Source organism: Actinacidiphila glaucinigra (assembly GCF_035918135.1).
Taxonomy (GTDB): Bacteria; Actinomycetota; Actinomycetes; order Streptomycetales; family Streptomycetaceae; genus Actinacidiphila; species Actinacidiphila glaucinigra.
On sequence record NZ_CP109144.1, the window covers coordinates 6,471,076 to 6,492,353 of the forward strand.

Annotated in this window: 25 protein-coding genes; 20 read left to right on the top strand and 5 right to left on the bottom strand. The window is 73.2% G+C overall.

Annotated features, from left to right (window positions below):
* Nucleotides 1-45: 45 nt before the first annotated feature.
* A complete protein-coding gene (locus OIE69_RS29130; RefSeq protein ID WP_326576872.1) occupies nucleotides 46-1,617 on the bottom strand; it encodes an oxidoreductase in 1,572 nt (523 codons plus the stop codon).
* 157 nt (nucleotides 1,618-1,774) lie between these two features.
* Between OIE69_RS29130 and hisD the strand changes: the two genes are divergently transcribed.
* Genes hisD through hisF form a run of 8 tightly spaced genes read left to right on the top strand, consistent with a single transcriptional unit; the run spans nucleotide 1,775 to nucleotide 7,527 of the window.
* A complete protein-coding gene (gene hisD, locus OIE69_RS29135; RefSeq protein WP_326576873.1) occupies nucleotides 1,775-3,097 on the top strand; it encodes a histidinol dehydrogenase in 1,323 nt (440 codons plus the stop codon).
* The gene (locus tag OIE69_RS29140; RefSeq protein WP_326576874.1) at nucleotides 3,094-4,194 is read left to right on the top strand and encodes a histidinol-phosphate transaminase; all 1,101 of its coding nucleotides are present in this window, start codon (nucleotides 3,094-3,096) and stop codon (nucleotides 4,192-4,194) included. Before hisD ends, OIE69_RS29140 begins: the two co-directional genes overlap by 4 nt.
* 4 nt (nucleotides 4,195-4,198) lie before the next feature.
* Nucleotides 4,199-4,792, top strand: a complete 594-nt coding sequence (gene hisB / locus OIE69_RS29145) for an imidazoleglycerol-phosphate dehydratase HisB (RefSeq protein ID WP_319661088.1) — start codon at nucleotides 4,199-4,201, stop codon at nucleotides 4,790-4,792.
* Nucleotides 4,789-4,941 carry a hypothetical protein gene (locus OIE69_RS29150; RefSeq protein ID WP_326576876.1) on the top strand — a complete coding sequence of 51 codons (153 nt, stop codon included), beginning with the start codon at nucleotides 4,789-4,791 and terminating at the stop codon, nucleotides 4,939-4,941. Before hisB ends, OIE69_RS29150 begins: the two co-directional genes overlap by 4 nt.
* Before the next feature lie 13 nt (nucleotides 4,942-4,954).
* Complete coding sequence (hisH, locus tag OIE69_RS29155; protein WP_326576878.1) at nucleotides 4,955-5,605, top strand: imidazole glycerol phosphate synthase subunit HisH; 651 nt, start codon at nucleotides 4,955-4,957, stop codon at nucleotides 5,603-5,605.
* A 13-nt stretch (nucleotides 5,606-5,618) separates the two neighbouring features.
* Nucleotides 5,619-6,353, top strand: coding sequence for a bifunctional 1-(5-phosphoribosyl)-5-((5-phosphoribosylamino)methylideneamino)imidazole-4-carboxamide isomerase/phosphoribosylanthranilate isomerase PriA (gene priA, locus OIE69_RS29160; RefSeq protein WP_018557165.1), 735 nt, complete (start codon nucleotides 5,619-5,621; stop codon nucleotides 6,351-6,353).
* Complete coding sequence (locus OIE69_RS29165) at nucleotides 6,350-6,766, top strand: RidA family protein (protein ID WP_326576881.1); 417 nt, start codon at nucleotides 6,350-6,352, stop codon at nucleotides 6,764-6,766. Before priA ends, OIE69_RS29165 begins: the two co-directional genes overlap by 4 nt.
* Entirely contained in the window at nucleotides 6,763-7,527 is a 765-nt protein-coding gene (hisF, locus tag OIE69_RS29170; protein ID WP_018557167.1) for an imidazole glycerol phosphate synthase subunit HisF, read from the top strand. Before OIE69_RS29165 ends, hisF begins: the two co-directional genes overlap by 4 nt.
* A gap of 26 nt (nucleotides 7,528-7,553) precedes the next feature.
* On the opposite strand, the gene OIE69_RS29175 is transcribed toward hisF, so the two are convergent.
* From OIE69_RS29175 to OIE69_RS29190, 4 genes are all read right to left on the bottom strand, one after another.
* Nucleotides 7,554-8,741: an MFS transporter gene (locus tag OIE69_RS29175; RefSeq protein WP_326576882.1), complete on the bottom strand. Its 1,188-nt coding sequence runs from the start codon at nucleotides 8,739-8,741 to the stop codon at nucleotides 7,554-7,556.
* A gap of 204 nt (nucleotides 8,742-8,945) precedes the next feature.
* Entirely contained in the window at nucleotides 8,946-9,554 is a 609-nt protein-coding gene (locus tag OIE69_RS29180; RefSeq protein ID WP_326576883.1) for an NUDIX domain-containing protein, read from the bottom strand.
* A 147-nt stretch (nucleotides 9,555-9,701) separates the two neighbouring features.
* The gene (locus OIE69_RS29185) at nucleotides 9,702-10,340 is read right to left on the bottom strand and encodes a TIGR03085 family metal-binding protein (protein ID WP_326576884.1); all 639 of its coding nucleotides are present in this window, start codon (nucleotides 10,338-10,340) and stop codon (nucleotides 9,702-9,704) included.
* A gap of 39 nt (nucleotides 10,341-10,379) precedes the next feature.
* Nucleotides 10,380-11,153 (bottom strand): hypothetical protein, encoded by a 774-nt coding sequence (locus OIE69_RS29190; RefSeq protein WP_326576885.1) that lies wholly within the window; start codon nucleotides 11,151-11,153, stop codon nucleotides 10,380-10,382.
* A gap of 81 nt (nucleotides 11,154-11,234) precedes the next feature.
* On the opposite strand from OIE69_RS29190, the gene hisI reads away from it, so the two are divergent.
* From hisI to OIE69_RS29245, 12 genes are all read left to right on the top strand, one after another.
* Nucleotides 11,235-11,582, top strand: coding sequence for a phosphoribosyl-AMP cyclohydrolase (gene hisI, locus OIE69_RS29195; RefSeq protein WP_018557174.1), 348 nt, complete (start codon nucleotides 11,235-11,237; stop codon nucleotides 11,580-11,582).
* 32 nt (nucleotides 11,583-11,614) lie between these two features.
* A complete protein-coding gene (locus tag OIE69_RS29200; RefSeq protein WP_326576886.1) occupies nucleotides 11,615-13,135 on the top strand; it encodes an anthranilate synthase component I in 1,521 nt (506 codons plus the stop codon).
* Between the two features lie 58 nt (nucleotides 13,136-13,193).
* Nucleotides 13,194-13,862, top strand: coding sequence for a TIGR02234 family membrane protein (locus tag OIE69_RS29205; protein WP_326576887.1), 669 nt, complete (start codon nucleotides 13,194-13,196; stop codon nucleotides 13,860-13,862).
* A 123-nt stretch (nucleotides 13,863-13,985) separates the two neighbouring features.
* Nucleotides 13,986-14,198: an HGxxPAAW family protein gene (locus OIE69_RS29210; protein WP_326576888.1), complete on the top strand. Its 213-nt coding sequence runs from the start codon at nucleotides 13,986-13,988 to the stop codon at nucleotides 14,196-14,198.
* A 108-nt stretch (nucleotides 14,199-14,306) separates the two neighbouring features.
* Nucleotides 14,307-14,723 (top strand): DUF2752 domain-containing protein, encoded by a 417-nt coding sequence (locus tag OIE69_RS29215; RefSeq protein ID WP_326576889.1) that lies wholly within the window; start codon nucleotides 14,307-14,309, stop codon nucleotides 14,721-14,723.
* Nucleotides 14,724-14,871: 148 nt separating this feature from the next.
* Entirely contained in the window at nucleotides 14,872-15,681 is an 810-nt protein-coding gene (gene trpC / locus OIE69_RS29220; protein ID WP_326576890.1) for an indole-3-glycerol phosphate synthase TrpC, read from the top strand.
* 8 nt (nucleotides 15,682-15,689) lie between these two features.
* Nucleotides 15,690-15,827 carry a tryptophan biosynthesis modulator TrpM gene (gene trpM, locus OIE69_RS44790; RefSeq protein WP_375818389.1) on the top strand — a complete coding sequence of 46 codons (138 nt, stop codon included), beginning with the start codon at nucleotides 15,690-15,692 and terminating at the stop codon, nucleotides 15,825-15,827.
* Nucleotides 15,828-16,030: 203 nt separating this feature from the next.
* Nucleotides 16,031-17,275, top strand: coding sequence for a tryptophan synthase subunit beta (gene trpB / locus OIE69_RS29225; protein WP_089221953.1), 1,245 nt, complete (start codon nucleotides 16,031-16,033; stop codon nucleotides 17,273-17,275).
* Nucleotides 17,272-18,081 carry a tryptophan synthase subunit alpha gene (gene trpA / locus OIE69_RS29230; protein ID WP_326576891.1) on the top strand — a complete coding sequence of 270 codons (810 nt, stop codon included), beginning with the start codon at nucleotides 17,272-17,274 and terminating at the stop codon, nucleotides 18,079-18,081. The genes trpB and trpA overlap by 4 nt, the downstream gene beginning before the upstream one ends.
* A gap of 75 nt (nucleotides 18,082-18,156) precedes the next feature.
* Nucleotides 18,157-19,053, top strand: coding sequence for a DsbA family protein (locus OIE69_RS29235; protein WP_326576892.1), 897 nt, complete (start codon nucleotides 18,157-18,159; stop codon nucleotides 19,051-19,053).
* Between the two features lie 76 nt (nucleotides 19,054-19,129).
* The gene (lgt, locus tag OIE69_RS29240; RefSeq protein WP_326576893.1) at nucleotides 19,130-20,170 is read left to right on the top strand and encodes a prolipoprotein diacylglyceryl transferase; all 1,041 of its coding nucleotides are present in this window, start codon (nucleotides 19,130-19,132) and stop codon (nucleotides 20,168-20,170) included.
* 192 nt (nucleotides 20,171-20,362) lie between these two features.
* Entirely contained in the window at nucleotides 20,363-21,136 is a 774-nt protein-coding gene (locus OIE69_RS29245) for a VIT1/CCC1 transporter family protein (protein ID WP_326576894.1), read from the top strand.
* Nucleotides 21,137-21,278 lie beyond the last annotated feature (142 nt).

Genomic DNA, 21,278 nt, shown 5'->3' on the forward strand with positions numbered 1-21,278 from the left:
CCCGAACGGGCCGTACGCGCCCGGAGCGCGCCTCCTGCCGGGACCTCAGCCGCGGCGGAGGAGACGGGAGGCGCCGGCGGCGACGGTGGTGGCGAGGATCCAGCCGAGCATGGTGAGGACCGCGGCGGCCCACTGGGCGCTGCCACCGAGGCGCCAGGCGTTGTCCTGGCCGAGGTTGATGACCGGGAGGAGCAGGTCGAGGGCGAAGAGGGAGGGGCTCCAGTGGGGGAAGGCGCCGCCGTCGACGGGATCGGGCTCGCCGTGGACGTTGAAGAAGACCGCGCCGAAGGCCCAGAGCAGCGCCATCCAGATGGCGGCCCGGCCCGGGCGGTAGCCGTAGCCGACCGTCACATCCTGCAGGTAGCCCCACAGCTTGCCCGCGAGCGGAAGGGTCTCGCGGCGCCGGCGGTGCTTGGCCAGCAGCACCTCGCGGGCGTCGGCGTCCTCGCCGCTCGCGCGCAGGGCGGCCGACAGGTGCTCGTACGGCTCGGGGCTGTACTCCGGGGTGGCCGCGGCCAGCCAGCCGATCCGGGCGCGCAGCGGGAAGGCGCCCTCGGGGCTGAGGGAGCCGTAGGCGAAGCCGGTCAGGTCGAGGCCGCCGGCCTCGGGCCAGCAGGTGCGGCTGTCCGTGAGATTGCCCACGCGCGCGCCGGCCAGTGAGATCGTCCCGGTCGGCGGCTGATCCAGGGTGAGCCGCAGCTCGGGCGTCTGGATCCGGCGCAGCGACAGCTGCTGCCCGCCGGTGAGCCGGAACCGCGCCTGGTGGATGATCACCGCGTTGCCGAACCGGCCGTCGTCCAGCCGCACCCCGCCGTCCGAGCTGAAGCGCCGGGTGCGCACGCCCAGCGGCGGGGTGCCGCTGCCGGAGCCGCCGGTGCCGACGTAGCCCGCGCTGAGGTAGAGGGTGTGCTCGACGGTGACCCGGGCCGCGTTGAGCGCGTAGCGCCCGTACGGGTTGTGCAGCCGGCTGCCGCGCAGGCTGAGGCGGCCGCCGATGCGGGCGCTGCGCAGGCTGATCTCGCCGGTCGCCTCGATCAGTTCGGCCTCGACGTCCTGGGCGACGCTGAGCCCGTCGGCCGCCAGCGCCCGGCCGTGCCGGTCCTTGCGCAGGGTGATCTGGTTGAGCAGCAGGTCCGTGCCGATGTGGGCGTCGGTGAGCCGTATCCCGCCCTCGATCGTGCACTGCGGCAGGTGCAGGTCACCCGAGGTGTGCAGCCGGGCCGCCTCCAGCCGCGGTATGGCGCAGCGCACCATGCGCAGGGTCGTGAAGTTGCACTCCGCGAGCAGCACCTGCTGCTCGAAGCGGCAGTCGTGCAGCTCCACGTACGGCACCACCGTGCCGCCCGAGAGGTTGAGCTGCCCGCTGATCTGGGCCCCGGACAGCTTCACGCACGACACGCGCCCCGAGGCGGCCTGCGGCCCGTCGAGCAGCAGCTTGGCGATCACCTCGGCCCGCACCGTGCGGTCCGGGCCCCAGAAGCGGTCGGCGGCCGGGTCGTCCCGCTCCGGGATGCCGGTGCGCAGGTCGTACAGCTCCCCGCGGCGGAAGGCCTTCCACAGGCCCTGTTCCACGGCGGTCCAGTCGTGCGGCGGCGCGACGTCCGACGGCTCGGTCACCGGTTTCCCTCCCGTGGCTCACAGCGACGACCGAAACGCTATCGGTGGGCAGGCTCGCGGGCGACAAGCGGGGGCGATCTCCGGCCTCGGGACGGTGGGCGTATCACGGACTGATACCCGGCCGAGCGCGCGGGGGCGGTTCTCTACACTTGGGAGGGTGATCTCCCGAATCGATCTGCGCGGCGACGCCTTCCCGGCGGACGGAGTCGACCGCGATCTGCTGCCCCGAGCCGAGCTCGACGTCGAGGCCGCACTGGAGACGGTGCGCCCGATCTGCGAGGACGTGAAGCATCGTGGCACCGCGGCACTGATCGACTACGCGGAGAAGTTCGACGGCGTCACCATCGACCGGGTACGCGTCCCGGCCGAGGCGCTGACCCGGTCCCTGGAGGAGCTGGACCCGAAGGTGCGGGCCGCGCTGGAGGAGTCGGTCCGCCGCGCCCGGCTCGTCCACGGCGAGCAGCGCCGCACCGACCACACCACGCAGGTCGTGCCGGGCGGCACGGTCACCGAGCGCTGGGTGCCGGTGGAGCGGGTCGGCCTGTACGTGCCCGGCGGACGCTCGGTCTACCCGTCCTCCGTGGTGATGAACGTGGTTCCCGCGCAGGAGGCCGAGGTCGGCTCGATGGCCGTCGCCTCGCCGCCGCAGAAGGAGTTCGGCGGGCTCCCGCACCCGACGATCCTCGCCGCGTGCGCGCTGCTCGGCGTCGACGAGGTGTACGCCGCGGGCGGCGCCCAGGCCGTCGCGATGTTCGCCTACGGCACCGAGGAGTGCCGTCCGGTGAGCATGGTCACCGGCCCCGGCAACATCTGGGTCGCCGCGGCCAAGCGCCTGCTCAAGGGCCGCATCGGCATCGACGCGGAGGCCGGCCCCACCGAGATCGCCGTCCTCGCCGACGCCACCGCCGACCCGGTGCACGTCGCCGCCGACCTGATCAGCCAGGCCGAGCACGACCCGCTGGCCGCCGCCGTCCTGGTCACCGACTCCGTGGACCTCGCCGAGTCGGTGGAGAAGGAGCTGGAGCGGCAGATCGGCGCCACCAAGCACGTCGAGGACCGGATCGCGCCCGCGCTGTCCGGCCGCCAGTCCGGCATCGTCCTGGTCGACGGGATCGAGCAGGGCCTGCAGGTGGTGGACGCCTACGCGGCCGAGCACCTGGAGATCCAGACCGCTAACGCCGCCGCCGTCGCCGCCCGGGTACGCAACGCCGGCGCGGTCTTCGTCGGCGCGTACGCCCCGGTCTCGCTCGGCGACTACGCCGCGGGCTCCAACCACGTGCTGCCCACCGGCGGCTGCGCCTGCCACTCCTCGGGCCTGTCCGTGCAGTCCTTCCTGCGCGGCATCCACGTCGTGGACTACACCCGAGAGGCGCTCGCCGAGATCGCCCCGCACGTGGTGACCCTGGCCGACGCCGAGGACCTGCCGGCACACGGCGCCGCGGTCCGCGCCCGATTCGATTGGACGGTACCGGGTTCGTGACCGGCATCGACGACCTGCCCATCCGGGACGAACTGCGCGGCAAGTCCCCCTACGGCGCCCCGCAACTCGACGTGCCCGTACGCCTGAACACCAACGAGAACCCGTACCCGCTGCCCGGGCCGCTGGTCGACCGGATCACCGAGCGGGTCCGCGAGGCCGCCCGCGACCTCAACCGCTACCCCGACCGGGACGCGGTGGAGCTCCGCACCGAACTCGCGAAGTACCTCACCCGCACCGCCGGTCACGAGGTGGGCCTCGCCAACGTGTGGGCCGCCAACGGCTCCAACGAGGTCATCCAGCAACTGCTGCAGACCTTCGGCGGCCCCGGGCGCACCGCGATCGGCTTCGAGCCCTCGTACTCCATGCACGGCCTGATCTCCCGCAGCACCGGCACCGGCTGGATCGCCGGCCCGCGCCGAGCGGACTTCACCATCGACGTGGCCGCCGCCGAGCGGGTCATCGCCGAGCGGCGGCCGAACGTGGTGTTCGTCACCTCGCCCAACAACCCCACAGGCACCGCCGTCGCCGCCGACACCGTCGTGGCGCTGTACGAGGCGGCCCAGGCCGCCCGGCCCTCCCTGGTGGTGGTCGACGAGGCGTACGGCGAGTTCAGCCACCGCCCGTCCCTGCTGCCGTTGATCGAGGGCCGCCCCAACATGGTGGTCAGCCGCACCATGTCGAAGGCCTTCGGCGCCGCCGGCCTGCGGCTGGGCTACCTCGCCGCCGACCCCGCGGTCGTCGACGCCGTCCAGCTGGTGCGGCTGCCGTACCACCTGTCCGCCGTCACCCAGGCCACCGCGCTGGCCGCCCTGGAGCACACCGATACGCTGCTGGGATACGTCGAGCAGCTGAAGACCGAGCGGGACCGCCTGGTCGGCGAGCTGAGGGCGATCGGCTGCGAGGTCACCGACTCCGACGCCAACTTCGTCCAGTTCGGCCGCTTCGAGGACAGCCACCGCGCCTGGCAGGCGATCCTCGACCGCGGCGTGCTCGTCCGCGACAACGGCGTACCGGGCTGGCTGCGGGTCACCGCGGGCACCCCGGCCGAGAACGACGCGTTCCTCGAAGCGGTACGCGAGCTCAAGAAGGAGCAGTAACCACATGACCCGCGTCGGCCGCGTGGAGCGCACGACCAAGGAGACGTCCGTCGTCGTCGAGCTCGACCTCGACGGCACCGGCAGGACCGAGATCTCCACCGGAGTCGGCTTCTACGACCACATGCTCGACCAGCTCGGCCGCCACGGTCTGTTCGACCTCACGGTCAAGACCGAGGGCGACCTGCACATCGACACCCACCACACCATCGAGGACACCGCCCTCGCACTGGGCGCCGCCTTCAAGCAGGCGCTCGGCGACAAGGTGGGCATCTACCGCTTCGGCAACTGCACCGTGCCGCTGGACGAGTCCCTCGCCCAGGTCACCGTCGACCTGTCGGGCCGCCCGTACCTGGTGCACACCGAACCCGAGAACATGGCGCCGATGATCGGCTCCTACGACACGACGATGACCCGGCACATCCTGGAGTCCTTCGTCGCCCAGGCGCAGATCGCGCTGCACGTCCACGTGCCGTACGGGCGCAACGCCCACCACATCGTGGAGTGCCAGTTCAAGGCGCTGGCCCGGGCCCTGCGCTACGCCTCCGAGCGCGACCCGCGCGCCGCGGGCATCCTCCCGTCGACGAAGGGCGCGCTGTGACCAAGCCGGCCATCCTGTTCATCCTGCTCGGCCTCTTCCTGGCCGGCGGTGTCTACTCCTTCTGGAAGCAGAAGCTGCCCAAGGGCGTCGTCGTGCTGCTCGGCATCGGATCCGCCATGTCGCTGGCGGCCGGCCTGCTGCGGCTGTAGGGGGGTTCGGCAGATGAGCAAGGCCGCCAAGAAGGTCGTGGTCCTCGACTACGGCTTCGGCAACGTCCGTTCCGCCGAGCGCGCGCTCGCCCGGGTCGGCGCGGACGTGGAGATCACCGCCGACTTCGACAAGGCGATGAACGCCGACGGGCTGCTCGTCCCCGGCGTCGGCGCCTTCGCGGCCTGCATGGCCGGGTTGAAGGCGGTGCGCGGTGAGTGGATCATCGGGCGCCGGCTGTCGGGCGGCAGGCCCGTGATGGGGATCTGCGTCGGCATGCAGATCCTCTTCGAGAAGGGCGTCGAGCACGGCGTCACGACCGAGGGCTGCGACGAGTGGCCCGGCACCGTCGAGCCGCTGCGCGCGCCGATCGTGCCGCACATGGGCTGGAACACCGTCAAGGCGCCGGAGGACTCACGGCTGTTCGCCGGCCTGGACGCCGACGCCCGCTTCTACTTCGTGCACTCCTACGCGGTGCGCACCTGGGAGCTGGAGACCGCCAACCCCACCATCCGGGCCCCGAAGGTCACCTGGGCCACGCACGGCGAGCCCTTCGTCGCGGCGGTGGAGAACGGCCCGCTGTGGGCCACCCAGTTCCACCCCGAGAAGTCCGGCGACGCCGGCGCCCAGCTGCTGACCAACTGGCTCGACACCATCAAGGACTAGGACGTACGCCGCCATGAGCACGACGCACCGCCTCGAACTCCTTCCCGCCGTCGACGTCCGCGACGGCCAGGCCGTCCGCCTCGTCCACGGCGAGTCCGGTTCCGAGACGTCCTACGGCGACCCGATGGCCGCCGCGCTGGCCTGGCAGCAGGCGGGTGCCGAGTGGCTGCACCTGGTCGACCTTGACGCCGCCTTCGGCACCGGGGACAACCGCGCGCAGATCGCCGAGGTCGCCCGCTCCATGGACGTCAAGGTCGAGCTGTCCGGCGGCATCCGCGACGACGACACGCTGGCCGCGGCGCTCGCCACCGGCTGCACCCGGGTCAACCTGGGCACCGCCGCCCTGGAGACCCCGGAGTGGGTCGCCAAGGTCATCGCCGAGCACGGCGACCGGATCGCGGTCGGCCTGGATGTCCGCGGCACCACGCTGCGCGGCCGCGGCTGGACCCGCGACGGCGGCGACCTCTACGAGACGCTGGCCCGCCTCGACTCCGAGGGCTGCGCCCGCTACGTCGTCACCGACATCAACAAGGACGGCACCCTCCAGGGCCCCAACCTGGAGCTGCTGAAGAACGTCTGCGCGGCCACCGACCGGCCGGTCGTCGCCTCCGGAGGCGTCTCCTCCCTCGACGATCTGCGGGCCATCGCCACCCTGGTTCCCGAGGGGGTCGAGGGAGCCATCGTCGGAAAGGCCCTCTACGCCAAGGCGTTCACCCTGGAAGAGGCCCTGGAGGCAGTGTCCCGATGACGGAGACCCCCGAGGTGCGGCGAGTGCAGAGCGACAGCCCCTGGGAGGAGCAGTTCGGATTCGCACGTGCCGTCGGGGCGGGGGACCGCGTCCACGTCGCGGGCACCATGCCGTTCGTCGGCACCGTGCTCTACGGCGAGGGCGACCCGTACGAACAGGCCAGGGTGGCGTTCACCAACGCCCTGGCGGCACTGGAGGAGTTCGGCCTGGACGCCGGGTCCGTCGTCCGCGTCCGGATCTACCTCACCCACACCCGCGACATGGACGAGGTGGGCCGGGCGCACAAGGAGTTCTTCGACGCGGCCCGCCCGGCCACCACGATGGTCGTGGTCTCCGGTTTCATGGACCCGCGGGTCCTGGTCGAAGTGGAACTCGAAGCATTCCGAGCGTTCCGAGGAGCACGAGAGCAATGACCCTGGCGGTCCGAGTCATCCCCTGCCTGGACGTGGACGGCGGCCGGGTCGTCAAGGGCGTCAACTTCCGGAACCTGCGGGACGCCGGAGACCCGGTCGAGATGGCCAAGCTCTACGACGCCGAGGGCGCCGACGAGCTGACCTTCCTCGACATCACCGCGTCCTCCGGCAACCGCGAGACGACCTACGACGTGGTGCGGCGGACCGCCGAGCAGGTCTTCATCCCGCTGACCGTCGGCGGCGGCGTGCGGTCGGCCGACGACGTCGACAAACTGCTGCGCGCCGGGGCCGACAAGGTCGGCGTCAACACCGCCGCGATCGCCCGGCCCGATCTCCTGCGCGAGATCGCCGAGCGGTTCGGCCGGCAGGTGCTGGTGCTCTCCGTGGACGCCCGCCGCACCGAGGCCGGGACCCCGTCCGGCTTCGAGGTGACCACGCACGGCGGCCGCCAGGGCACCGGCATCGACGCGGTGGAGTGGGCGCACCGCGCGGCGGAGCTGGGCGCCGGCGAGATCCTGCTCAACTCGATGGACGCCGACGGCACGAAGGACGGCTACGACACCGAGATGATCGCCGCCGTCCGCAGGCACGTCACCGTCCCCGTCATCGCCTCGGGCGGCGCGGGCCGCCTCACCGACTTCCCCCCGGCCGTCGCCGCCGGTGCCGACGCCGTCCTGGCCGCCTCCGTCTTCCACTTCGGCGACCTGCGCATCGGCGAGGTCAAGCAGACGCTGCGCGACGCCGGGCACCCGGTGCGCTGACCCTGTGACGGCATCGGTCCCGCCCGTTATCCGGCCGTCCGGACGGCGACGCGGCCGCGGGCCAGGACCGGGCGCGCGACGGCGAGGGTGAGGGCCGAGAGGGTGACGCCGCTCGCGGCGCTGACGGCGGCCGTGGGGAGGGAGCCGTCCGCGAGGATCAGGCCGCTGACGGCGGAGCCGCCCGCGATGCCCGTGGTGACGAGGGTGACCAGCCAGGCGAAGGCCTCGGTGACGGTGCCCGCCGGGGCCAGTTCGCCGGTGAGCCGGAAGACCACGGTGAGCAGCGGCGCGAAGAACACCCCGCTGAACAGGGCGACCAGCGCCATCGGCAGCGGGCCGGGGACCAGGGTGAAGGGCCAGAAGGTGAGGGCCATCCCGGCGCCGGTGACGGCCGCCTTCGTGGCCGCGTCCGCCCGCCAGGGCAGGGCGGCGATCAGCAGGGCGCCGATCAGGGCCCCGGTGGAGTTCAGCGCCAGCAGGGTGCCCGCGCCGCCGGGCAGCGGGTGGCGCTCGGCATAGGCGACGGCGAAGACGTTGAACGTGCCCAGCGCCCAGCCGCAGCCGGTCAGCGCGCACAGCAGCACGACCAGGGCCCGGTTGCGCAGCGGCCCGAGCCAGTGGACGGAACGGGTGGCGGAGGCCCAGGCACGCGAGGGCGCGGAGGTCGCGACGGAGACCGCGCCCACCACCCCGAGTAGGGCCGCGGCCACCAGCGCCAGCCGGGCCGGGCCCGCCACGGCCAGGCCGCCGACCAGCAGCGGGCCGCCGATGAAGACCAGTTCCTGCGCGCCCGCGTCCACGGCGTACGCCGATTCCAGTTCATCCGGCTCGACCAGATCGGGCCACAGCGCCCGCAGGCACGGTTCCAGCGGAGGCGACGCCGCCCCGGCGACGGCCGGGCCGAGCACGGCCACCGCCGTGCTGCCCGGTGCCGCGGCCAGCGCCGCGAAGCCGGTGGCCGAGACCAGGGACGAGAGGATGAGCACGCGCGGCTGGCCCAGCCGGTCCACCCACCGTCCCAGGAGCGGCCCGCCGATCGCTCCGGACACCGCGTAGACGCCACCGGCGGCGCCGACCAGCCGGTAGTCGGCGCCCGCCGCGCGCAGCGCCAGCGCGATGGCCAGGGCCGCCATGGCGGTCGGCAGCCGTCCGACGAGCGAGCCGGACAGCAACCGGCCCACATGGGGCCGGCGGAGCAGCTTCAGGTACGGCACACGTCACCCACGGAGGTCGAGCGCTGCGGCGATCACGTCGTGCACCAGGGTCTCACCGGACGCCCGGTTCTCCTTCAGCCGGTCGAGATCTTCCGGGCCGAACCAGCCGTACGCCGTGTGCGATCGGGGTGCCCACCTGGGAGGGCGACGACGGCCAAGGCCTGCGCCATGAGGCGGACTTCGTAGTCGATGTCGACGGCGACCTCACGCGTCCGCGCCTGGAGCCGGGCAAAGCCGCCGTACCGCGCGCAGCCGCCACTCGGTCTCTTCTGCCACCTCGCGGGCGAGGGCCGCCAGGAGGGTCTCGCGGGGTTCCACGTGACCGCCGGTGATGTCCCGGCAGTCCGGGAAGGGCCGGCGGCCGGGGGAGCGGCGCCGGGCGAAGGCCCTGCCGTCCGCGCCGAGGACGACCGCCGCGGCGAGCTCGCCTTCGCCGGGCCGTTCGACATCGGCCTCGCGCTGGTCGCCGCCGACCGGGGCCGGGGCGCGGCCGGGCTCGGCTGGATCGTCAGCGGCTTCGGAGCCTGCGCGGGCGCCGCCTCGCTGCCGCTGACGGTACGCGGCAGGCTGCCCCGCGCCGGATTGGCCCAGGCCTGCTGCCTGGGGCCGGCGGCGGTCGCGGTGGCCGACTTCGCCTTCGTCCCCGCACTGCCGGGAGCGGTCGCCCGGGCGGTCGTGGTCGGTTTGGTGGCATGGCTGAGCGGCGCGCTGTGCGGGGCCCCCGCTGCAGACCCTCACCGAACCGGCCTGCCTCGGCCGGGTCAGTCCGGTGGCCGCGCGCTGTTCTCGCTCGGCCTCGCACCGATGGGCCATCCGCTCACCGGTGCCCCCATCGGCGCCCGGGGCCCGCGGCCGGCGTTCGTGCCGGGCGCGGCGGTCGCGGCCGCGGGGGCTGTCGTCGGAATCGCCGCGCCGGCGCTGCGGCGGGCGGAACTCGCCCGCCGCCCCGGGTAGCCGGACTCAGGCGGTGATCCCGAGCCTGGCGTCGTACAGCCGGGTCACCGCGTCCTTGTCGCCCTCCGTCTCCACCCGGGCGGAGTCCTGCCGGCCGAAGGCGAACAACAGGAGTTCGCCGGGCTCCCCGGTGACCGTGACGACCGGGGCGCCGCGGTGCGCCACCGCGGTCTGGCCGTCCGGACGGCGCAGCACCATGCCGACCGGGGCCTTGCGGCCCAGCAGACGGGCGGAGCGCTCCAGTCGGGACCAGAGCAGGTCGGCGAAGACGGGGTCCGGTTCGCGCGGCGACCAGTCCGGCTGGGCCCGGCGCACGTCCTCGGCGTGGACGAAGAACTCGACGGTGTTGGCCGCCTCGTCGATCTGCTTGAGGGCGAACGGCGACAGCCGCGGCGGCCCGGTGCGGATCAGCCGGATCAGTTCCTGGTAGGGCCGTTCCGCGAACTCCTTGCGCACGCGCTCCGACCGGTCGGCGAGGAAGGGGATGACCAGGCCGGCCGAGGCGTCACCGCGGCGCTCCCGCACCACGATGTGGGCGGCGAGGTCACGGGTGGTCCAGCCCTCGCAGAGGGTTGGCGCCTCGGGTCCGGCACTCTCCAGCAGGTCGGCGAGGAGCAGACGTTCACGCTGGGCATGAGTCGACATGCCGTCAGCCTACGTCCGGCCCCCGCCGGCGGGCAGCAGCTAGGGCAGCGGTTTCGTCAGCTTCTTGCCGTCCGGCCGGTTGCTGAGGGTCAGGGAGCAGGAGACGGTGTCCTTGCCCTGCAGCTGGTAGCCCGTGAGCTTCGGGTACAGCGCGTAGTAGAAGTACCCGGGGTTGTCCTTGACGTCCTTCAGGTGCTTGGCGGCGTCCGCCTCGCACAGCTTCAGGACCTTGGCCTTGAGCGCGGCCTCGGTGGCGAAGGTGCCCGTGATGGTCTCGTTGGCGATGACCTCGGCGTCGTGCGGGCCGTTGCAGGAGACCGTGGTGACCTCGGTGACGCCGGTGTCCAGTCCCGGGTCGTCGAAGCACTGGCCGGGGCTGAGCACGACGTACTTGCGGAAGGTCTCGGAGGGGTCCGGCTCGGTGGACGCCGTCGCCGTGTCCTGGGTGGTGGGGGCCGAGGCCGTGGGGCTGCTGCTGGTGGTCCCGGTGGCGCCCTTGTCGTCCCCGCCGCCGCTCAGCGCGATCGCCAGACCGCCGACGACGACGGCGATCAGGACGATCGCGCCGATGGCTATCGCGGCCACCTTCGCACCGCCACCGCTGCGCGGCGGCTGAGGCGGCGGCGGGTAGCCGTAACCCCCGCCCTGCTGCGGCGGTCCGGGGAACTGCGGCTGGTTCTGGTAAGGCGGCTGCGGCTGGTACTGCGGCTGCGGCTGGTACTGCGGCGGGCCGAACCCCCCGGGGGGCGGCCCAAAACCGCCACCCTGTCCGGAGCGCGGGTCGTCGGGCGGCGACGGCGGAGGAAAACTCATGGACGAAGCATGCCCCATGCGGGTGAGCGGAGTGCGGGCAGGAGCCGAAGTCGTGCCACCCGGAGCGGGCAGAATGGAGGTATGGAATCCCCGCTCGACCCAGCCGTCGCCGCCCGTCTCAAGCGCACCGCCGACGGCCTCGTGCCCGCCGTCGCGCAGCAGTACGACACCGGCGAAGTCCTCATGCTCGGATGGATGGACGACGAGGCGCTGCACCGCACCCTCACCACCGGCCGCTGCACCTACTGGAGCCGCAGCCGCCGGGAGTACTGGGTCAAGGGCGACACCTCCGGTCACGTCCAGCACGTGAAGTCCGTGGCCCTGGACTGCGACGGCGACACGATCCTGGTCAAGGTCGACCAGGTCGGCGCGGCCTGCCACACCGGCGACCGCACCTGCTTCGACGCGGGCGAACTGCCGCTGTCCTGAAGCGGCCGCGCCCGGGCACTAGGCTGCGGACCATGACCACGGGCACCGTCACCCCCGATCCCGACACCTTCCGCAAGCTGGCGCAGGACCGCCGTGTCATCCCGGTCAGCAGGAAGCTGCTGGCCGACGGGGACACCCCGGTCGGCCTGTACCGGAAGCTCGCGGCCGAGCGCCCCGGCACCTTCCTGCTGGAGTCCGCGGAGAACGGCCGCTCGTGGTCCCGTTACTCCTTCGTCGGCGTCCGCAGCGCCGCCACCCTGACCGAGCGCGACGGCCGCGCCCACTGGCTCGGCACGCCCCCGGTCGGCGTGCCCGCCGGCGGTGACCCGCTGGAGGCGCTGCGGGCCACGATCGAGGCCCTGCACACCCCCCGCGACCTGCACGACGACGCCGGACTGCCGCCGTTCACCGGGGGCATGGTCGGCTATCTCGGCTACGACGTCGTACGCCGCCTGGAGCGCATCGGCGACCACGCCCGCGACGACCTGGGGCTGCCCGAGCTCACCATGCTGCTCACCTCCGACCTGGCGGTGCTCGACCACTGGGACGGCTCGGTGCTGCTGATCGCCAACGCGATCAACCACAACGACCTCGACACCGGCGTCGACGAGGCGTACGCCGACGCCGTGCGGCGGCTCGACGCCATGACCGCCGACCTGGCCCGCCCCGTGGACTCCGCGCCCGCCGAACTGCCGCCCTCCCGGCTCCCGGAGGAGGTCACCTCGCGCTTCGGCGGCGCCGCGTACCAGGCCGCGGTGGAGACGGCCAAGGAGTACATCCGGGCCGGCGACGCCTTCCAGGTCGTGCCCTCGCAGCGGTTCGAGACGCCCTGCCCGGCGAGCGCCCTCGACGTCTACCGCGTGCTGCGGGCGACCAACCCCTCCCCGTACATGTACCTGCTGCGCTTCGACGGCTTCGACGTCGTCGGCTCCAGCCCCGAGGCGCTGGTCAAGGTCGAGGACGGCCGGGCCATGGTGCACCCCATCGCGGGCACCCGGCCGCGCGGCGCGACGCCGCGGGAGGACCAGGCGCTCGCCGACGAACTGCTCGCCGACCCCAAGGAGCGTGCCGAGCACCTGATGCTGGTGGACCTGGGCCGCAACGACCTCGGAAGGGTCTGCGAACCCGGCAGTGTCGAGGTCGTCGACTTCATGTCGATCGAGCGCTACAGCCACGTCATGCACATCGTCTCCACCGTCACCGGCAGCGTCGGCGCCGGCCGCACGGCCTTCGACGTCCTCACCGCCTGCTTCCCCGCGGGCACCCTCTCGGGTGCGCCGAAGCCGCGCGCGATGCAGATCATCGACGAGCTGGAGCCCACCCGGCGCGGCCTGTACGGCGGCGCCGTGGGCTACCTGGACTTCGCCGGCGACTCCGACACCGCCATCGCCATCCGCACCGCGGTGCTGCGCGACGGGACCGCGTACGTGCAGGCCGGCGCCGGCATCGTCGCCGACTCCGACCCGGTCAGCGAGGACACCGAGTGCCGGAACAAGGCCGCCGCGGTGCTCCGCGCCGTCGCCACGGCCGGCCGGATGCGCGCCGGGGCGTGACCGGCGCGGGCCGGGCCCCGCGTGCCGGGGCGGCGCGGCGACGGGGGATAGTGGTCGGGTGAGCAGCTCCGCACCCCAGCCCAGCACCGTCGCAGAACCGGCCGCCGATCCCGCAGCCCGCCGGACGGGCGGTCGCGGCAGCCTCGTCCTCGCACTGGCGAGCGGCGTGCTCGGTGCCGCGGTCGTACTCCTGGCCTCGAGCAAGACCTGGCAGGAGGGCAGCGCGCCGTTCGCCGACGGCGGGATGCCGGTCAGGGTCTCCGGCCACCAGGTGACCGGGGTGCCGGGAGCGCTCGCGCTGGTGGGCCTCGCCGCCCTCGTGGCGGTCTTCGCCGTACGGGGAGCGGCCCGGCTGCTCGTGGGCGGGCTGCTCGCGCTGTGCGGGGCCGGGGCCCTCGCGGCGGCGCTGCTCGCGTTCGGCGACACCGCGGCCCTGGACGCGGCCGCGGCGACCGCCAGCGGCCTGTCCCGTACGACCGTCACCGGGTCCTCCACCAGCGCCTGGCCGGGCGTCTCGGCGGCCGGCGGCGTGCTCCTGCTGCTGGCGGGCATCGTGGCCCTGCTCCGCGCGCGGACCTGGCCCGGCATGTCGAACCGGTACGACCGTGACACCCCCAAGGCGGCGCCGCCCCCCGCCCGTACCGCCGCGGCCCCGGGCGCGGAGGAGCGCCCCGAGGACCTGTGGAAGGCGCTGGACCGCGGCGAGGACCCCACCGAGTCGCCCTGACGCGCCGGGCCACCCCCCGCGCGCGGAGCGTGAGCGGAACGGGGGACAATATCCCGTGACGCGCGCCATCGCGCGGGCGGACGAACTGACGACCCTTTCTCGAAGAACGACTTGGGAGCACTCATGGCGGGCAACAGCCACGGACACACCCCTGCCGCCTGGACCGGCGTGACCATCGCCTTCATCGGCTTCTGCGTCGCGGCTGCCTTCGTCGTCCTGGCGGAGCCGATCGGGATGTTCGCCGGCCTGGCGGTCGCCGCCCTGGGCGGTGTCGTCGGTCTCGGCATGCGCGCCGCGGGCCTCGGCAAGCCGATGCCGGAGCGGCAGCGCGGCTGACCCGGGCATCGGGCTCCGGAGCCGCCGCCGGCACACCGCCGGCGGCGGCTCCGCGCTTTCCGGCCACCCCGGCTGTTCCGGGCGGGCACGACGCGGGACAATCGCCGGGTGACCGAGACTGCCGCCAGGCCGAAGCCGAGTGACCTCGCCGCCCCGCTGGGCGTCCTCGGCGGTGTCGCCGCCGCCTTCGCGTACGTCGGCACCTTCGACCCGAACGAGGCCGGGCACTACCCGGTCTGCCCCCTGCTGCGGTACGGGGGCGTGTACTGCCCGGGCTGTGGCGGGCTGCGCAGCGCGTACGCGGTCGTGCACGGCGACTTCGGCACGGCGCTCGGCCTCAACGCACTGGCTGTGGCGGGCTATGTGCTCTTCGCCGTGCTGTGGACGGTCTGGCTCACCCGGACGCTGCGCGGCAGGTCCTTCTCGCTCCCGCTGCGGGCCGTGCACTGGTGGACGATCGCGGGCGTCGTGCTGCTCTTCACCGTCGTCCGGAACCTTCCATTCGGGGCCGCACTGGCGCCCTGACCTGCGTCGGAGCGGTGCCCGGACCGTCCGGCCGGTGGGCCTTCGCTCCGCCGGATGCGGGTCCTCCGCCGCCCGGCGGTTACCATCGCAGTGCCGGTGGAACATCTCACTGGCTTGATCGTTTCGCTTTCGGAAGGGGTCCTCTCGCGTGAGTGTGCTCGACGAGATCATCGAAGGCGTCCGCGAGGACCTCGCCGAGAGGCAGGCCCGGGTCTCCCTCGACGAGCTCAAGGATCGGGCGGCGAAGGCGCGCGACGCCAAGGACGGCGTGGCGGCCCTGCGGGGGGACAGCGTCAAGGTCATCTGCGAGGTCAAGCGGTCCAGCCCCTCCAAGGGGGCCCTCGCCGCCATCGCCGACCCCGCGGGCCTCGCCGCGGACTACGAGGCGGGCGGCGCCGCCGTCATCTCCGTCCTCACCGAGCAGCGCCGGTTCGGCGGTTCGCTGGCCGACCTCGAGGCCGTCCGCGGCAAGGTCGACATCCCCGTTCTCCGCAAGGACTTCATCGTCACCGCCTACCAGCTCTGGGAGGCCCGCGCCTACGGTGCGGACCTGGCGCTGCTGATCGTCGCGGCGCTGGAGCAGGACGCGCTGGTCTCCCTGATCGAACGGGCCGAGTCCATCGGGCTCACCCCGCTGGTCGAGGTGCACGACGAGGAGGAGGTCGAGCGGGCGGTCGACGCGGGCGCCCGCATCATCGGCGTCAACGCGCGCAACCTCAAGACCCTCGAGGTCGACCGCGGCACCTTCGCCCGGGTCGCCCCGGAGATCCCGGACCACATCGTCAAGGTGGCCGAGTCCGGCGTCCGCGGCCCGCACGACCTCATCGCCTACGCCAACGACGGCGCCGACGCCGTCCTCGTCGGCGAGTCCCTGGTGACCGGCCGCGACCCCAAGGCCGCCGTGGCCGACCTCGTCGCCGCCGGCGCGCACCCCGCGCTGCGCCACGGGCGGGGCTGACCGGCACCATGACGAGCTACGCGCGACTGGCCCGGGGCTGCCGTCCCCGTGGCTGCCGCGCGCCCGCGCGGCGCGTCCTCGGTCGCCGCGTGCGCTACCACATCGGCTGCGAGCCGGGTCAGATCAACGGGCGCCGATGGCGCTGACGGCGGCGCCGTCCGCCTGATGACCGGGGCACGGGCGTGCCCACCGGCGTCCCGCCGGCGACCGCCCCTTCGTGCTTGCCGGTCGCGGGCGCGCGCCCATGCTGCGGGCGGCGCCCCATGCGCCGCCGGCGCCGTAACGTGACCATTGGTACGCGAAACCCTGGGGGCCGCCGACGTGCGCCCCCGAAGGAGCCGAGAACGTCATGTCCGAAGACTTCTTCATCCCCGACCCCGAGGGCCGGGTCCCCAGCGCCGAGGGCTATTTCGGCCGGTTCGGCGGCAAGTTCATCCCGGAGGCGCTGGTCGCCGCCGTGGACGAGGTCGCCGTCGAGTACGACAAGGCGAAGTCCGACCCCGCCTTCGCCGCGGAGCTGAACGAGCTGCTGGTGCACTACACCGGCCGCCCCAGCCCGCTCACCGAGGTGCCGCGGTTCGCGCGGCACGCCGGCGGGGCACGGGTCTTCCTCAAGCGGGAGGACCTCAACCACACCGGCTCGCACAAGATCAACAATGTGCTGGGCCAGGCGCTGCTCACCAAGCGCATGGGCAAGACCCGGGTCATCGCCGAGACCGGCGCCGGGCAGCACGGCGTGGCCACGGCCACCGCCTGCGCCTTGTTCGGCCTGGAGTGCACCATCTACATGGGCGAGGTCGACACCGAGCGCCAGGCGCTCAACGTGGCCCGCATGCGCATCCTCGGCGCCGAGGTCATCCCCGTGAAGTCGGGCAGCCGGACCCTGAAGGACGCGATCAACGAGGCGTTCCGCGACTGGGTCGCCAATGTGGACCGCACCCACTACCTGTTCGGCACGGTCGCCGGCCCGCACCCGTTCCCGGCGATGGTGCGCGACTTCCACCGCGTCATCGGCGTCGAGGCGCGCCGCCAGATCCTGGAGCGCGCGGGCCGGCTGCCGGACGTGGTCGCCGCCTGTGTGGGCGGCGGGTCCAACGCGATCGGCCTGTTCCACGCCTTCATCCCGGACGAGGGCGTGCGCCTGCTGGGCCTGGAGGCGGCCGGCCACGGCGTGGACTCCGGCGAGCACGCGGCGACGCTGACCGTCGGCGAGCCCGGCATCCTGCACGGCTCCCGCAGTTACGTCCTCCAGGACGACGAGGGCCAGATCACCGAGCCGTACTCGATCTCGGCAGGCCTGGACTACCCCGGCATCGGCCCCGAGCACGCCTACCTCAAGGAGACCGGCCGCGCCGAGTACCGCCCGGTCACCGACGACGAGGCGATGCAGTCGCTGCGCCTGCTGTCCCGCACCGAGGGCATCATCCCGGCCATCGAGAGCGCCCACGCCCTCGCGGGCGCGCTGCAGATCGGCCGGGAGCTCGGCGAGGAGGGCCTGGTTCTGGTCAACCTCTCCGGGCGCGGCGACAAGGACATGGACACGGCCGCCCGCTACTTCGGGCTGTACGACGAGGCTGAAGGAGCACAGCGGTGAGCGGGCAGATCGAGCTGCTGGACCGGACCCTGGTCGGCGCCAGGGCCGAGGGCCGCGCGGCCCTGGTGGCCTACCTCCCGGCGGGCTTCCCGACCGTCGAGGGCGGCATCGAGGCGGCGAAGGCGGCCCTGGAGGGCGGCGCCGACGTCGTCGAGATCGGCCTCCCGCACAGCGACCCCGTGCTGGACGGCCCGGTCATCCAGACCGCGGACGACATCGCGCTCCGCGGCGGCGTGCGGATCAAGGACGTGCTGCGCACGGTGCGCGAGGCACATGCCGCGACCGGGAAGCCGATCCTGGTCATGACGTACTGGAATCCGGTCGACCGCTACGGCGCCGAGCGATTCGCCGTCGAACTGGCGGAGGCCGGCGGCGCCGGCTGCATCCTGCCGGACCTGCCGGTGGAGGAGTCCGAGGTGTGGCGGAAGGCCGCCGAGCAGCACGGACTGGCCACGGTGTTCGTGGTCGCCCCGAGCAGCCGGGACGAGCGGCTGGCGAAGATCACGGCGGCGGGCTCCGGCTTCGTCTACGCGGCCTCGCTGATGGGCGTCACCGGCACCCGTGAGAGCGTCGGCGCCGAGGCGGCCGACCTGGTGCGGCGCACCCGCGCCCAGACCGAACTGCCGGTCTGCGTCGGGCTGGGCGTCTCCGACGCCGCCCAGGCGGCCGAGGTGGCGGGCTTCGCGGACGGGGTGATCGTCGGCTCCGCGTTCGTCAAGCGGCTGCTCGACGCGCCGGACCTGGAGCAGGGCCTCGCCGGCGTGCGCGAGCTCGCCGCGGACCTGGCCCGGGGCGTCCGCCGGTAGCGGCGCCTCACTCTTCCGGGCGAAACATCGGCCGGGGGCACGCGCGAGCGTGCCCCCGGTTCGTTGTGCCTGGGTGTGAGCGAGAAGAACCGTGAAGGAAAGCGCAATGCCCGGGACCGGCTGCAGGAGCAGCGGGCGGACGACCAGCGCCGGCAGAAGCGCAAGAGGACGGCGATCGTCGCGGGCTCCGTGGTGGGGGTCCTGGTCGTCGGCGCGGTCATCGGGGTCGTGGTGTCCAACAGCGGTGGCGGTTCCGGCGCCCCGGCCGTCGCCCCGGTGGGCGCGACGGGCAAGGACAAGCTGGCCCTCCCCAACGGCGCGAGCGACGCCCCGTCCACGCTGACCGTGTACGAGGACTTCCGGTGCCCGGCCTGCGCGGCCTACGAGAACGAGCTCCGCGACACCATCCACAGCCTCCAGGACCAGGGCGGGCTCAAGGTCGAGTACCACCTCGTCCGGCTGATCGACGGGAACCTGGGCGGCACCGGCTCGCTCGACGCCGCCAACGCCGCGGCCTGCGCGCAGGACGAGGGCAAGTTCCGCGCGTACCACGACGTGCTGTACCGGAACCAGCCGCAGGAGAACGACGACCGCTTCGCCGACAAGAATTACCTGCTGGAGCTGGCGGGCAAGGTTCCGGGGCTGAAGACCCCCGCCTTCACCAGCTGCGTGAAGGACGGCACGTACGACGACTGGGTGAATGCCAACAACAAGGCCTTCGGCACCGCCGGCTTCAACTCCACGCCCACCATCCTGCTCAACGGCGGCGAGAACCTGCTGGCGAAGGGGCAGCCCAACCTGACCGCGGACCGGCTGAAGCAGCTGGTCACCGAGGCCAACAAGGGCAAGAAGCCCGGTACCGCGACGCAGGGGGCCACCCCGCCGAGCGCGTCCGGGTCGCCGGGCGCACCGGGATCGGCGAGCGGCTCGGCACCCGCGGGGGGCTCTCCCGCGGCCTCGCAGAGCGGCTGAGCCCCCCGCCCGTTATCCAGCCGTTGCCGGGCGGGTGCCCGTCGCAGCCGCCCGGCACGGTAGCGTCGGGAGTGCCATGGAACTCGAACTCGCATTCATTCCCAGTCCGTCGCGCGGGGTCATCCACCTCGGCCCCATCCCTCTGCGCGGCTATGCCTTCTGCATCATCATCGGTGTCTTCGTGGCCGTGTGGCTCGGCAGCAGGCGATGGGTCGCCCGCGGCGGACAGAAGACCACGGTCGCGGACATCGCCGTCTGGGCGGTGCCGTTCGGCCTGGTCGGCGGTCGCCTCTACCACGTGATCACCAGTTACGAGCTCTACTTCGGTGAGGGCAAGGACTGGGTCAACGCGTTCAAGATCTGGGAGGGCGGCCTCGGCATCTGGGGCGCCATCGCCCTGGGCGCCCTCGGTGCCTGGATCGCCTGCCGGCGCCGCGGCATCCCGCTGCCCGCGTACGCCGACGCCGTGGCGCCCGGCATCGCCTTCGCCCAGGCCATCGGCCGCTGGGGCAACTGGTTCAACCAGGAGCTCTACGGGCGCGCCACCGATCTGCCCTGGGCGCTGAAGATCGACAGCGCCCACCGGCCCGCGGACAGCCTGGACGCCGCGACGTACCACCCGACCTTCCTGTACGAGTCGCTGTGGTGCGTCGGTGTGGCCCTGCTGGTCATCTGGGCCGACCGGCGCTTCAAGCTCGGCCACGGCCGCGCCTTCGCGCTCTACGTCGCGGCGTACACCGTCGGGCGCTTCTGGATCGAGTACCTGCGCGTCGACGACGCCCACCACGTCCTGGGCCTGCGGCTCAACGACTGGACCTCGATCCTGGTCTTCGCCGCCGCGGTGGTCTACATGGTGGTCTCGGCGAAGCTGCGGCCCGGTCGTGAGGAGGTCGTCGAGCCGGCGGCCCTCGCCCCGGCCGGGGCCTCCGCGAAGGACACGGACCCCGACGCGAAGGACGCGGACGCGAAGGGCGCGGACGCCGAGGACGCCGACGAGAAGGCGGCGGACGGGGACGGCGAGAAGACCGGAGCCGGTGAGGCGGAGCCGGACACGGACGAGGAGGACGGCGCCGCCGTCCCCGTCGAGGCCGAGGCCAAGCCCGCCAAGAACCTCTGACGCGCACGTCGCGCAGCCCGCGGCCGCCGTTCACCACCCGGTGACGGCGGCCGCGGCGTTTTCCCCTCCGGCGAGTTTTCGCAGGTAAGGCAGGCTTTCCTTGCTGGAAACGCAGGGAATTCGAGCGTACGGTCGAGGCGTTCGAGGGAGGGACGCGGGGATCGCCGCCCCGGGGGAAGGAGCACTTTGACCATGTCGTCAGCCGTGGAGCGCAGCGCACTGGACACGGCCCCCGAGCGGACGCCGGGGGAGGACGGGCAGGCGGCGCCGTACCACGTGGCGCACCACACCCACCGGGACGTGAGCGGCGGCTGGCTGCGTCCGGCCGTGTTCGGGGCGATGGACGGCCTGGTGTCGAACCTGGCGCTCATGACCGGCGTCGCCGGCGGCAATGTGGCCCCCTCGACCATCGTGATCACCGGATTGGCGGGACTCGCGGCAGGCGCTTTCTCGATGGCCGCGGGCGAGTACACCTCGGTCGCCTCCCAGCGGGAGCTGGTCCAGGCGGAGCTGGACGTCGAGCGGCTGGAACTGCGCCGCAATCCCAAGGACGAGATGCGCGAACTGGCCGCGCTGTACGTCGCACGGGGCGTCGAGCCGGAGCTGGCCGAAGAGGTCGCCCGGCAGATGTCCAGGGACCCGGAGATGGCCCTGGAGATACACGCCCGCGAGGAGCTGGGCGTCGACCCGACCGACCTGCCCTCGCCCCTGGTCGCGGCCGGTTCCTCGTTCCTGTCCTTCGGCGTCGGCGCCCTGCTGCCGGTGCTCCCGTACCTGATCGGCGCAACGGTGGTCTGGCCCGCGGTGATCGTGGCGCTGATCGGTCTCTTCCTCTGCGGGGCGGCTGTGGCGCGTGTGACGGCGCGCAGCTGGTGGTTCAGCGGACTTCGGCAGCTCGTCTTGGGCGGAGCCGCCGCCGGGGTTACCTTCGTTCTGGGCGCGCTGTTCGGAACCGCCGTCGGTTGAGCCGGGTGACGGCCACAAGCCACTTGTTACCCGCTCGTTTCAGCGCGACCGACAGAGGGCATCAGTCTGTGGCGCCGTGGGCAGTGTCGCCTGCGTCTCACGTGAACGATGCTGGCCCAAAACTGCCTGCTCGTAGCGCTGC

Bases quoted from the DNA above. Each gene is read 5' to 3' on its own strand.
- hisF (WP_018557167.1), top strand. From the start codon at position 6,763: ATGACCCTGGCGGTCCGAGTCATCCCCTGCCTGGACGTGGACGGCGGC.
- priA (WP_018557165.1), top strand. From the start codon at position 5,619: ATGAGCACGACGCACCGCCTCGAACTCCTTCCCGCCGTCGACGTCCGC.
- trpM (WP_375818389.1), top strand. From the start codon at position 15,690: ATGACGAGCTACGCGCGACTGGCCCGGGGCTGCCGTCCCCGTGGCTGC.
- lgt (WP_326576893.1), top strand. From the start codon at position 19,130: ATGGAACTCGAACTCGCATTCATTCCCAGTCCGTCGCGCGGGGTCATC.
- OIE69_RS29165 (WP_326576881.1), top strand. From the start codon at position 6,350: ATGACGGAGACCCCCGAGGTGCGGCGAGTGCAGAGCGACAGCCCCTGG.
- trpB (WP_089221953.1), top strand. From the start codon at position 16,031: ATGTCCGAAGACTTCTTCATCCCCGACCCCGAGGGCCGGGTCCCCAGC.
- OIE69_RS29190 (WP_326576885.1), bottom strand. From the start codon at position 11,153: ATGAGTTTTCCTCCGCCGTCGCCGCCCGACGACCCGCGCTCCGGACAG.
- OIE69_RS29180 (WP_326576883.1), bottom strand. From the start codon at position 9,554: ATGGCCCATCGGTGCGAGGCCGAGCGAGAACAGCGCGCGGCCACCGGA.
- hisI (WP_018557174.1), top strand. From the start codon at position 11,235: ATGGAATCCCCGCTCGACCCAGCCGTCGCCGCCCGTCTCAAGCGCACC.
- hisB (WP_319661088.1), top strand. From the start codon at position 4,199: ATGACCCGCGTCGGCCGCGTGGAGCGCACGACCAAGGAGACGTCCGTC.
- OIE69_RS29245 (WP_326576894.1), top strand. From the start codon at position 20,363: ATGTCGTCAGCCGTGGAGCGCAGCGCACTGGACACGGCCCCCGAGCGG.
- OIE69_RS29185 (WP_326576884.1), bottom strand. From the start codon at position 10,340: ATGTCGACTCATGCCCAGCGTGAACGTCTGCTCCTCGCCGACCTGCTG.
- hisH (WP_326576878.1), top strand. From the start codon at position 4,955: ATGAGCAAGGCCGCCAAGAAGGTCGTGGTCCTCGACTACGGCTTCGGC.
- OIE69_RS29200 (WP_326576886.1), top strand. From the start codon at position 11,615: ATGACCACGGGCACCGTCACCCCCGATCCCGACACCTTCCGCAAGCTG.
- OIE69_RS29210 (WP_326576888.1), top strand. From the start codon at position 13,986: ATGGCGGGCAACAGCCACGGACACACCCCTGCCGCCTGGACCGGCGTG.